Below are 11,796 nucleotides of genomic sequence, written 5' to 3'. Positions count from 1 at the left end.
GCAATCAGCCGGGGTGGCGGAACTGGCAGACGCACAGGACTTAAAATCCTGCGGTGAGTGATCACCGTACCGGTTCGATTCCGGTCCTCGGCATTTCTTAATATGCGCCCATAGCTCAATTGGATAGAGTGTTTGACTACGGATCAAAAGGTTAGGGGTTCGACTCCTCTTGGGCGCGTAGTCTTTTTATTTTTTAATATCTATTATCGGGAAGTAGCTCAGCTTGGTAGAGCACTTGGTTTGGGACCAAGGGGTCGCAGGTTCGAATCCTGTCTTCCCGATTTTTTTGTCTGAAGAGTCTTCTTCAGGCTTTTTTTTTATTGGTGAGAAATTTATTCATGAGTTATAAATATGTTACAATAAAAAGAAATGAGGAGGAGAATTTTTGAAAGGACAAATAATCAAAGCTCTTAGTGGATTCTATTATGTAGAGTCTGAAGATACTATCTTTCAAACTCGAGCAAGAGGAAACTTCAGAAACAGAAAAATCACGCCGCTTGTTGGGGATGAAGTTATTTTTGAAAGTAGTAATCCAACTGATGGATACTTGTTAGAGATACTGCCGAGAAAAAATGAATTGATACGTCCACCAGTGGCCAATGTGGATCAAGGTGTAGTGGTGACAAGTTTGATCCAACCTAATTTCTCATTTAATCTATTAGATCGGTTTTTAGTTACACTGGAGTATAAAGAGATTGAACCAATTATCTTTTTGAGTAAAACAGACTTAATGAGTGATCAAAGTGAGGTTCAAAAAATTGCCGCTTTGTACCAACAAATTGGTTACCAAGTCATTGTTTCAAAAGCAGATAATAGCGATCTTCTGGAGTTACAAAAAATTTTCCCGGAACGACTGACAGTTTTTATGGGACAATCTGGCGCAGGAAAATCCACATTGCTTAACCGAATAGTCCCAGAGCTAGATTTGGAAACGGCCGAAATTTCTGAGTCATTAGGTCGAGGGAAACATACAACGCGACATGTAGAATTATTGACATTATATGATGGGTTAGTGGCTGATACCCCTGGATTCAGCTCAATCGATTTTTTGGAAATCGATAGTGGACAATTGCCCAAACAGTTTCCAGAATTTTTAGCATTGGCACACCAATGTCGTTTTCGTGAGTGTATGCATTTAAATGAGCCAAATTGTGCTGTAAAAGAAGCAGTTGAACAGCAAACAGTTGCACTTACCCGGTATAAAAACTATGTTCAATTTTTAGAGGAGATTGAAAATCGTCGTCCAATTTATAAAAAGAAAAATAAGTGAGGGAAACGAATATGATTAAACTAGCACCATCAATTTTAAGTGCGGATTTTGCGAATCTGCAACGGGACATTGAACTTGTAGAAAAAAACGGCGCGGATTACATCCATATAGATGTAATGGATGGCCAATTTGTTCCTAATATTACTTTAGGACCAAATGTTGTCAAAGCTATTCGTCCGATAACTAAGTTGCCACTGGATGTTCATTTGATGATTACTCAGCCAGAAAATTATATTCATGCGTTTGCCGAAGCTGGTGCCGATATAATTGGAGTTCATGCCGAAGCTACTCCCCACATTCATCGCGCAATTCAAATGATTTTAAATGAAAATGTAAAGGCGGAAATTGTTATCAATCCTGGTACGCCAGTAGCTGCTATCCAACATGTACTATCCATGTGTGATCAAGTACTGGTAATGACTGTGAACCCTGGATTCGGTGGACAATCTTTTATCGAAGAAACAGTTGCTAAAATCAAGGAATTAGCACAATTGAAAGAGAAAAACGGGTATCATTATGATATCGAAGTAGATGGTGGAATCGTTCCAAAAACAGCTCGGATCTGTTTAGAAGCTGGTGCCAATGTGTTTGTTGCTGGTAGCTACATCTATGACGCGGACAGTCCTGCTGATCAAATCAAAGCATTGAAAGAAGTGTTGCAATAAATGAATATTCTTCTAGTTGCAGGTGGCAAAAAGCAAACTTGGCCGTCTCTAAAGAAGTATGATAAATACATTGGTATTGATCGGGGATCATTTTATCTGCTTGAGGAGGATTTACCTTTAGACTTTGCGATTGGTGATTTTGACTCTCTTTCTTCTGAAGAAAGAGAACGAGTGCGACAGAATGCAAAAAATTTTTTTCAAGCTCCGGCAGAAAAAGACGATACGGATACGCAACTCGCATTATTGATGGCTATTGAGCATTTTCCCAATGCAAAGATTGATATTATCGGTGCAACTGGTGGAAGAATCGATCATTTTTTAGCAAATTTATGGATTGTACTGGAGAAACGGTTTCAGCCTTTCGCTCATAATATTAGTCTATTAGATAAGCAAAATGTCATTCGGTTCTTTTTGCCAGGGAAGTATTCCATACGTAAAGAAAAGGGCATGAAATATCTGGCATATTGTTGTCTGACTCCCATTGACAATCTTTCATTATTGGAAAGCAAATACCTATTGGAAAATGTGAAGGTTGAACATCCTACATCATTTGCTAGTAACGAATTCATAACGGATGAAGCATCTTTTATATTTGAAACGGGAATTATTGCTGTTATTCAAAGCAAAGATTAAGAGACATTCAAGTCTCTTTTTTTATTTTTGAAAATTTCAGAAAGCTAATTACAAAAAAAGCATTAAGACGTACAACTTAACTTTTGTTTACATCGTTTTAGTGGTAAAATTAAGGCTATCAGTTTGGAACTCATTGAGGTGTCTTTGTGAAAAAGTTTAATCCTAATAAAAATATCATAATCACATTAATTATTGTGATTTTAGTTGTTTCTGTGTTGAGTGTGACGATTGCTAGAAGAGCAGTTGGGAATTCATCCAGTTTTGTGCAATCGGCAGTCAACGACACGATTGGTATCGTGGACAAGGTGATTACAGCTCCAGTACGGTGGATCGAAACCGGTGCAAACTCTGTAAAGAAACTTTTTGTCACGTATGAAGAAAACGAACGTTTAAAAGAGAAAATCGATAGTTATGATGAGATTGCTCGATCAAATGAAAATTACAAGCGAGAAATCGAATCATTGAAAGAAGAGCTTGAGTTAAACGAAACATTGACTAACTATGAAAAAATTACTGCCAATGTTATTAATCGTTCACCAGATACATGGCAAGACATGCTTGTTGTGGATCGTGGCACGAAAGATGGTGTCGAAGTAAATATGGCGGTTATGTCCCAAAAAGGTTTGATTGGGCGTGTGATTGAAGTGAATGCAGCATCTTCAAAAATCGAATTGTTGACTTCTGAAAATCAAAATTCAAATCATTTTCCTGTTCGAATCAGCGGGAAAGACGGCGAAACTTTTGGAATTCTAAGTAGTTATGATCAAAAAGAGAAGTCCTTGGTTATCAGTCAATTGACTGGAAGTACACAATTGAAAGAAGGCGATGTTGTACAAACCTCGGGATTAGGAGGGAATTCTCCAGCCGACCTTGCTGTTGGGACAGTTGTTAGTACCACCAAAGATGAATTTGGATTAGATACAAAAGTATATGTAAAACCTTATGCACAAATGTATGATATTCAAGCAGTTACTATTATCAAACGTTTGGCGGGTGACAAATAGGCATGAAAAAAAATACGTATTTAAAGTACTTTGCCGGAGCATTTTTTTTCTTGATGATGTTGTTAGATGGACAATTAACCCGTTTACTTGAGCGCTGGACGCAAGATAATTATATAGCGAGTGCACATTTACTATTGATTGCCTTCCTATGTGGTGCCAGATATTTGCCTAAAAACTACTTGATTATAACTGCATTGATCATTGGATGCTTGTATGACCTTTACTATATTGGCATAATTGGTATTTATGCTGTCGCATTCCCGATGATTGTGTGGATCATGTATATTTTAAATAAAACGCTATACCAAAACATATTCACCATGTTTTTTGGAATGATTATTTTCGTTACGGGTCTTGAAATGGTAACTTTGGGGATACAGTTGTTATTTAAAATAGCAACAGTCAATACTTCATTTTTTGTCTCTCGTTTCTTAGCACCGACACTGCTATTAAATATTATTTTATTTGTTATTTTAGTTATTCCATTTATGAAGCTATTCAAAGAAGAATAGCTTCATTTTTTTTGTTATGTTTTATATCGAATCTGGTAGATTATTTGAAATCTGTTTGTAACATTCTTTTTATCTGCTTGACATGTATCTATGTTACAATCGCTTTATCGTAAAAAGACTTTAGATATTCTTATATATTTTAAAATTAACTTAAACTTTCAATGAAAAGTCAGGCGGAGGAATGAAGGGTGAAAAAACGTATTCTATCAGTAATATTAGTGAGTTCCATTGCGCTTACTTCAGTTGTAGCACCAACACTTGTCGCAGCAGACGACTTTGATAGCAAAATTGAACAAAAAGATCAAGAAATCAGTAACTTAAAAAATCAACAAGCTGATGCTCAAGCACAAATCAAAGCATTGGAAAATGATGTTGCAGCTATCAATGAAAAAGCTGAAGCATTATTGACGCAACAATCTACTTTACATGCTGATTCAGAAAAATTACAAAAAGAAATCGACGACTTGAATGTTCGTATTGAAAAACGGGAAAAAGCGATTCAAGAACAAGCAAGAGATGTCCAAGTGAATGGACAAAGCACCAATTTTATCGATGCCGTTCTTGAAGCAGATTCTTTAACGGATGCTATCGGTCGCGTTCAAGCTATGACGACGATTGTTAGTGCTAATAACGAATTGGTTCAACAACAAAAAGCGGATCAAGAAGCGGTTAAAACGAAAAAAAATGAAAATGATAAAAAACTAAAAGAAATTGAAGCAAATCAACTTGAGCTTGAGAAACAAGTAGGAGCACTTCAATCGAAGCAAGCAGACTTGAATGTTTTGCAAGCAGATCTTGCTTTGCAACAATCATCTAAAGAAGATGAAAAAGCCGACCTAGAAAAACAAAAAGAAAGCTATCAGGCTGAACAGGCACGAATTGCTGCCGCAAAAGAAGCGGCAAAAGCAGCTCGAGAACGTGAAGAAGCTGCGCAAGCCGAATCAAGCACAAGTAGTACAACAAAAACAGGCGAATCAACTTCGTCGAATGAGTCAAGCTCAAATGAATCAAGCTCAACAAATGAATCTTCCAGTACTAACAGTACCGGAACAAGTGACTCAGTAGAAAATGATACACCAAAACAAGAAACAATTGTAAATAAGCCTGAAAATAAACCAGAAAACAATACAAACGTTCCTTCACAATCTGTAAACGGATCAGCAATTGTTTCAGAAGCAATGAAATATCTTGGTACACCATATGTCTGGGGCGGAACGACACCGAACGGATTCGATTGTTCTGGTTTTACTCAATATGTGTTTGCAAAAGTAGGAATTTCATTACCTCGTGTGACCTATGATCAAGAGTATTCTGGCACGGTTATCTCAATCAATGAAGCAAAAGCTGGTGACCTATTATTTTGGGGATCGCGCGGAAGTACGCACCACGTGGCTATTGCACTTGGTGGGGGACAATACATTCATGCACCTACCACTGGACAAAGCGTTTCAGTTAGCAGCTACTCTTATTACGCACCAAGTTTTGCTGTGCGTGTTAATTAAATAAAAAATGGTAAAAATAAGGCAATAACTTAAGCTGACGTTTTTCGTCAGCTTTTTTGGTACATTCAAAAGGAGGAAGCATAATCTATGGTTATTCCTTTTTGGAGAAAACCAAATTATACTAGTGTTAGGTAGGTGAGGAGGATGAAGGGAATAAAAGACAGAGGACAAACAATTCAATTTTTAAAACTCTATACTCATTATTTTTCTGATATGATGATGCCAAATGTAAGTATTTTTATTGCATGGGCAGTCATTGCGTTTGCCGTACCCGTACTAGATGCGGATCAGGGGGGGTTGATCAAGTCAGAAGAAGCTATTTTACATTTTCTCTTACCAATATTGCTTGCTTACACTGGCGGAAAAATGGTTGAACCAACAAGAGGTGGAGTTTCAGGAGCAATTGCAATTTTAGGGATGATTTTAACCTCTCAATTTCCACAAGTTTTTGGAGCAATGATTATCGGTCCGTTAACGGGTGGCATGCTTCGATTCTTTGATCATATCTTTTCTCGAAAAGTAAAGACTGGCTATGAGATGCTCTTTCGTAATTTTTCTGCAGGCTTAATTGGAGGTCTTCTATTTTTATGTAACTTTTTTGTATTTGGCCCTTTGCTCGATCAGCTTAGTCAACAAAGTTATCATTTAGTTGATTTTTTTCTCAAGCAGAATTTATTTCCTGCTATTCATCTTTTTCTGGAGCCACTAAAGGTTCTTTTTTTTAATAATATTATCAATCATGGTCTATTTACGCCGTTGGGTGTTGAAGGCGCCAGTATTCATGGAACGTCGATTTTATTTCTGCTTGAAGCCAATCCTGGTCCTGGTTTAGGCGTCTTGTTTGCATGTATGAGGTATGGTTCTAAAAAAGCAAGAAATGGGGCGACTGCTGCTGCATTTGTGCAAGCAATAGGAGGTATTCATGAAGTTTATTTCCCATTTATTTTAATGAACCCATTATTGATTATCGCACCGATTTTAGGTGGAGCTACTGGTACATTTATTTTTCAAATGAGTAAAGTTGGCTTACGATCACCGGCTTCACCAGGTTCTATTTTGGCTATCTTAACAAATACGCCAAATCACATGTGGTCAGGCGTATTAGCTGGAGTATTGGTAAGCACGCTTGTTTCTTTTTTTGTTGCCTATTTTGTTTTGACCTATCACTCAGTGAATGAAAAAAGTACGGAAGGAACAATATGTATGGATAAAGTAAAGAGAATTATCGTTGCATGCGACGCAGGGATGGGATCTAGCGCAATTGGGGCAAGTTTATTAACTAAACATTTAGAAGAAGCAGCCATTTCCATACCTGTCGATTATAAATCAATTTATCAGTTGAAGGATGGAGAAGATCTTTTAGTTATTACCCAATCAGGGCTTGGTGCTTTAGCTCAAACTAAGACACCTCAAGCACAACATTACTTCTTGAGTAACTTTTTAGCGGAATCAGAGTATGAAACACTAGTTAAACTTTTAAAGCAAGAGCAAGAAACGGTAGCAAATGTTTCTTTTAAAGTTGGGGAAAAAATCCCAACATTGATTTTTTTGTATGAAGGCAAGAAAAGAGGCGCTCAAACGATGGCTGTTGCAATCGTTCGTAAAATTGCCAATGAATTAGCCATACCTATTGAGGTAAAGAAAGAAGATATTGAGACAACCCAGTTTAATCCAGAGGCATTATATATCGTTCAAAAAGATTTTCAGCAAATGGCTGCATTAACAAATGTCACCCACTTAGTTGTCGATGATTTAGTGACAACTTCCAAATATCGTCAATTGATGACAGAAGGAGTCGCCTATGTTCTTGACTAAGCGTGAAACTATTTTGTTGACTGAGCTAATGAACAGTAACGGTCCTGTTTCTATGGACCGAATGATGCAGCTTTTGAAAGTAAGTAAGCGGACTGTCTACCGCGAACTAGCCAATTTAGAGAATTCGTTGCGTACTGTAGGGGCATCCTTAGAAAAAGAAGGTCGTGGACATTTTCGAGTCATTGTCGGGAATAGTATCACTCAGCTGCAAGAAGCAATTATGTCTGATCCATCCCAAGAGTTTGCGTCAATAGAGCGACAACATAGGATTTTGCTGCAATTAGCAACTACTGCTAAGCCGATTAGTAGCCATCGTTTTTTAGAGCTCTATCAAATCAGTAATACTACTTTTTTTTCTGATATTAAACAATTAGAAGAAAGTTTGGCGCGCCTTCCGTTGACAATTGTCCGTAATCAAGGATATGAGCTCAAAGGACCAGAAAAACATCGACGTTTAGTAGCAGCGAATACGTTGATGATGGAAATAAATGAATACCAGTTTTTTCATTTTCCTGAAGCAGAACAAACGGCGCATTTTTTATTTGAGTTTATTGAAAAACAGTACTTGATTTTAGCGCAAGATCTTATAAGAGAAGTGGTTGAACCTAAATATCCTGAGTTAAGTGATCGCAAGTTGGCTTTTATTGGTATTATGCTTGCTTTAGCCATGGAGCGAGTAGCAACAGGATTTTCAGTAGAGGAAGAAAGTTATCCAAGTCAAATCAACAAAGATTTGCTGAAGGTAGCTAAACAGATTTTTGCTCAAGTTGCTGAACAAACGAAGCGGTTGTATTCGGTTAATGAAATAGTTTTTTTTGCGATTTTATTAGGGGATTTTTCTAATTCTTTTGACCGCGATTTTTTTGAAGAGAATTTTGATACAACTTTGGCATATCAGGTAAAACGGTTGATCGAACTGATTAGCCAGCACACTGAGGTTGATTTTTTTGAAGATGAAATTTTATATAAAATGTTGCTAACACATATTTCTGGGGTAATGACCCGAGCGATTTTGGAAGAGAACCATCTAAACAATCCAATTTTAGAAAAAATAATGAAACAATATGAGGAAATTGCAGAAGCAATCCGTTTAAGCTTACCGCTTGTTTTCCCACAACAGCAGTTTTCAACAGAAGAAATTGCCTATATGGTATTGCACTTCGCAAACTCATTAGAAAAGAATCCTAAAGTGATGGAAGTCAATATTGCAGGTGTATCACCAAGCGGACTGGCTTCAATTAGTTTGTTAGAGATGCAGCTAAGAAAGCAATTTCCATTTATCAATAAAATTACTTTTTTCCGTGTGGGGGATATCGAACAGGATAAAATTGAGGGCAACTACGACTTGGTGATTTCCACATCTTTGTTGCCAGGTTATCGAGGAAAATATAAGCTAGTATCTCCTATTTTATTGGAAGAAGACATTCAGGAACTAAAAGAAGAATTTCGTCTGCTTAGTCAGAAAAAGAGACTTTCTCATGCAATACCTACGCCAGTTTCTACTAGGGAAGATACCTATGAAGATGTTCTAGCATTTATTGAGGAGATTAACCGCTTATTAGAATTGTTTACTCTTCAAACGATTGACAATGGCCCCAACTTAGAAGAAACATTATCTGAAGTGATGAAACATTTTTCCAAAGCGTTAGTGCAAGACAGAAAAAAAGTAGCCAATAAATTAGTGAAGCGCTATTTACAAGCCCCTGTTGGAATACCGAAGACTCACTTTGCCCTTTTTCATGCGTCAAGTACAGAAATTTTGCAACCAGTTTTCAAAATCTTTGATTTATCACAAGGACTATCACTTTATGCGATGGATAAACAAGAGATTAACGTAACTCGCTTGTTAGTTATGCTCGCTCCTTATCCAATCGATGAGCAAAGCAGTAAAATCTTAGGGAGGATTAGCGGTTCCATCATTATGAATGATCTCAATACAGAAATATTTAATTCAGGAAATTTTTCCATCATTTATCAATTGCTTGCTACGCTTTTGATTGAAGAAATCAAACAATAATGGGGAGGAGAAAATAGTGGATATTCCAGCAACACATATTTTGTTAGATCAGCGATTCCAAAGTGCAGAAGAAGCATTGCATGAGATAGGTACATTCTTAGTAGACCAAAAAATGGTTCAACCTCAGTATATAAACAGTTTAGTTCAGCGACACAAAAAATATGGTGTTTATATAGGAAACTTTGTAGCCTTGCCTCATGGAGAAGAAGAGGCAGACAAATGGATTAATGAAGAAGGGATTTGTCTTGTTCAAGTACCAGACGGTGTCGATTTTGGCGATGCAAAAGAATCAAAGGTCACTACGATTCTGTTTGTGGTTGTTCTCAAAGAAAAGCAGTTATCATGCTTGCAAGAAATTGCTTTTTTTTGTTCAGATATCCAAAATGTAAAACTATTAAGCGACGCCGCTACAATAGAGGAAGTCCAAAAAATACTATCGCTAGAAGAGTAGAAAAGGGCATTTATTGATTAGTCATGCATTATGCATGGCTTTTTTTTGTAGATAAGAGACAAATTTTGTCACAGTTTCCTGTGACAAAGTACGACTTTCGAAGCTTTCGGAAAGCGCCTACAATCAAGGTGTAAAAACAAGTTGGGAGGAGAATGAAGATGGAACAAGTACAAGCAGACAGGAAGGCGTCTTTAAAGTCGAGGGTCCAAAAACTAGGTAGTACATTGTCGAGTATGGTAATGCCCAATATTGGCGCATTGATTGCATGGGGCGTGTTAACGGCTCTCTTTATTCCAGATGGCTATCTGCCAAATGAATCCTTTGCTTCAATGGTCGGTCCGATGCTGACTTATCTAATACCGATACTGATTGGATACACGGGCGGGAAAGTAATTGCTGGAGATCGGGGCGCAGTTGTTGGGGCAATCGCTACAATGGGGGTCATTGTGGGAACAGACATCCCAATGCTTTTAGGTGCAATGATTATGGGGCCATTAGGCGGATATACGATTAAGAAGTTCGATGAATTTTTTCAAGATAAAGTGCGGGCAGGCTTTGAGATGCTAGTCAATAATTTTTCTGCGGGTCTTCTAGGTTTTGCTTTGGCTCTGTTAGGCTTTGTTGTCATTGGACCTGTTGTAAACGCATTGACAGAAGTAATGGCAGCAGGCGTTGCAGTGATTGTCAATGCACATCTGATTCCATTAGCAAATATTTTTATTGAACCTGCCAAAATCCTATTTTTGAATAATGCCATCAATCACGGAATTCTGACTCCATTAGGTACGGAACAAGTAAGCGAGTTTGGTAAATCAATTCTATATTTATTAGAGGCAAACCCAGGGCCTGGATTAGGTGTTTTATTAGCATTCACTTTCTTTGGCAAAGGCGCGGCAAAATCATCTGCTCCAGGAGCAATCATTATCCACTTTATAGGTGGTATTCATGAAATCTATTTCCCATATGTGATGATGAAGCCATTAATGTTTTTAGCTGTTATTGCAGGAGGTGTTTCTGGGAGTTTCACTTTTCAATTATTAGGTGCAGGTTTAAGGGCACCAGCTTCTCCAGGTTCGATTATTGCTATTTTAGCGATGACACCGTTGAATTCGGTGATGAGTGTCGTCTCTGTTTTAGCAGGGATTGCTGTTGGAGCAACCATATCGTTTCTTGTGGCGGCAGCAATTCTAAAAGCCGATGCCAAAGACACTGTAGATAATTTTGATGAGAAGGTACAGGAAATACACCAAGCAAAACAGCGTTCAAAAGGAGTGGCTCTAGAATCGTTAACAGGCATTCAGAAGATTATTTTTGCCTGCGATGCTGGTATGGGTTCAAGTGCAATGGGGGCTTCCATTTTGCGTAAGAAAGTTAAAGATGCTGGTTTGGCTCAACAAGTCACTAATCAAGCAATCAATAATCTGACAGATGATGCGCATACATTGATTGTGACACAAAAAGAGTTACAAGAGCGGGCAAAATTAAAAGCACCAAATGCAACATTTGTTGCTGTAGAAAATTTTTTGAATTCTCCTAAATATAATGAGATCGTGGCCACATTGTCAGGCTCAGGAGTTGAGGAAGAGAAAAAAACGAAAGCAGTAAATTATAAGCCACTGCCTCTAGAGGAATTAAAGGGCATTCATGAAGTTATTCTTGCCCATGACGATCGTGAAGGCTCAGCGACCATGGCGAGAAAGGTTTTTCAAGACTTATTAGCGAAAGAATCTCTCTCATTATCACTTAAAAAGGTTCATATCGATAATCTAAAAGCGGATGCTTCATCATTGGTAATTACCAAAGAAGAGCTGACAAAGCAAGCGCGGTCGCTAGCACCAGATGCAGTCCATCTATCTGTCAGCAATTTGATGCGAACGTCAAACTACCAGCGTGTAATCACAACACTTAAAGAAGCTCTTTAAGGAGG

General features: G+C 37.8%; 10 protein-coding genes and 3 tRNA genes. All 13 read left to right on the top strand.

Translation table 11 applies throughout. The annotated features are described in order from the left end of the window. Positions 1-7: 7 nt before the first annotated feature. The 13 genes from IGJ45_RS16475 to IGJ45_RS16415 all read left to right on the top strand — a co-directional run bounded on the left by IGJ45_RS16475 (position 8) and on the right by IGJ45_RS16415 (position 11,791). Positions 8-93: transfer RNA gene (locus IGJ45_RS16475), tRNA-Leu, on the top strand. 11 nt (positions 94-104) lie between these two features. Continuing rightward, positions 105-178, top strand: a tRNA-Arg gene (locus IGJ45_RS16470). Between the two features lie 29 nt (positions 179-207). Beyond that, a tRNA-Pro gene (locus IGJ45_RS16465) sits at positions 208-281 on the top strand. A gap of 104 nt (positions 282-385) precedes the next feature. Beyond that, positions 386-1,270: a ribosome small subunit-dependent GTPase A gene (gene rsgA / locus IGJ45_RS16460; RefSeq protein WP_409531048.1), complete on the top strand. Its 885-nt coding sequence runs from the start codon at positions 386-388 to the stop codon at positions 1,268-1,270. An 11-nt stretch (positions 1,271-1,281) separates the two neighbouring features. After that, complete coding sequence (gene rpe, locus IGJ45_RS16455) at positions 1,282-1,935, top strand: ribulose-phosphate 3-epimerase (protein ID WP_081131189.1); 654 nt, start codon at positions 1,282-1,284, stop codon at positions 1,933-1,935. After that, positions 1,936-2,568 (top strand): thiamine diphosphokinase, encoded by a 633-nt coding sequence (locus tag IGJ45_RS16450; RefSeq protein ID WP_103300536.1) that lies wholly within the window; start codon positions 1,936-1,938, stop codon positions 2,566-2,568. A gap of 146 nt (positions 2,569-2,714) precedes the next feature. Beyond that, on the top strand, positions 2,715-3,572 hold the full coding sequence (gene mreC / locus IGJ45_RS16445) for a rod shape-determining protein MreC (RefSeq protein ID WP_005469711.1): 858 nt from the start codon (positions 2,715-2,717) through the stop codon (positions 3,570-3,572). Positions 3,573-3,574: 2 nt separating this feature from the next. After that, positions 3,575-4,084, top strand: coding sequence for a rod shape-determining protein MreD (gene mreD, locus IGJ45_RS16440; RefSeq protein ID WP_060815004.1), 510 nt, complete (start codon positions 3,575-3,577; stop codon positions 4,082-4,084). 188 nt (positions 4,085-4,272) lie between these two features. Then, positions 4,273-5,586, top strand: a complete 1,314-nt coding sequence (locus IGJ45_RS16435) for a C40 family peptidase (RefSeq protein WP_003128810.1) — start codon at positions 4,273-4,275, stop codon at positions 5,584-5,586. Between the two features lie 144 nt (positions 5,587-5,730). After that, a complete protein-coding gene (locus tag IGJ45_RS16430) occupies positions 5,731-7,401 on the top strand; it encodes a PTS transporter subunit EIIC (RefSeq protein ID WP_409531050.1) in 1,671 nt (556 codons plus the stop codon). Then, positions 7,388-9,418, top strand: coding sequence for a BglG family transcription antiterminator (locus IGJ45_RS16425; RefSeq protein WP_003128812.1), 2,031 nt, complete (start codon positions 7,388-7,390; stop codon positions 9,416-9,418). The genes IGJ45_RS16430 and IGJ45_RS16425 overlap by 14 nt, the downstream gene beginning before the upstream one ends. A 16-nt stretch (positions 9,419-9,434) precedes the next feature. Continuing rightward, positions 9,435-9,869: a PTS sugar transporter subunit IIA gene (locus tag IGJ45_RS16420; protein WP_003128813.1), complete on the top strand. Its 435-nt coding sequence runs from the start codon at positions 9,435-9,437 to the stop codon at positions 9,867-9,869. A 158-nt stretch (positions 9,870-10,027) separates the two neighbouring features. Next, positions 10,028-11,791 (top strand): PTS mannitol transporter subunit IICBA, encoded by a 1,764-nt coding sequence (locus tag IGJ45_RS16415; protein ID WP_113849006.1) that lies wholly within the window; start codon positions 10,028-10,030, stop codon positions 11,789-11,791. Positions 11,792-11,796: the final 5 nt, after the last annotated feature.

It is taken from the genome of Enterococcus sp. DIV0574, assembly GCF_051711125.1.
Taxonomy (GTDB): Bacteria; Bacillota; Bacilli; order Lactobacillales; family Enterococcaceae; genus Enterococcus_D; species Enterococcus_D gallinarum.
Note: the sequence above shows the minus strand (reverse complement) of the source record. Positions and strands in the feature narration are given on the sequence as shown.

What these genes read in the sequence shown, in the direction of transcription:
- IGJ45_RS16430 (WP_409531050.1), top strand. Translation starts at nt 5,731, where the DNA reads ATGAAGGGAATAAAAGACAGAGGACAAACAATTCAATTTTTAAAACTC.
- IGJ45_RS16415 (WP_113849006.1), top strand. Translation starts at nt 10,028, where the DNA reads ATGGAACAAGTACAAGCAGACAGGAAGGCGTCTTTAAAGTCGAGGGTC.
- mreD (WP_060815004.1), top strand. Translation starts at nt 3,575, where the DNA reads ATGAAAAAAAATACGTATTTAAAGTACTTTGCCGGAGCATTTTTTTTC.
- rpe (WP_081131189.1), top strand. Translation starts at nt 1,282, where the DNA reads ATGATTAAACTAGCACCATCAATTTTAAGTGCGGATTTTGCGAATCTG.
- IGJ45_RS16450 (WP_103300536.1), top strand. Translation starts at nt 1,936, where the DNA reads ATGAATATTCTTCTAGTTGCAGGTGGCAAAAAGCAAACTTGGCCGTCT.
- IGJ45_RS16425 (WP_003128812.1), top strand. Translation starts at nt 7,388, where the DNA reads ATGTTCTTGACTAAGCGTGAAACTATTTTGTTGACTGAGCTAATGAAC.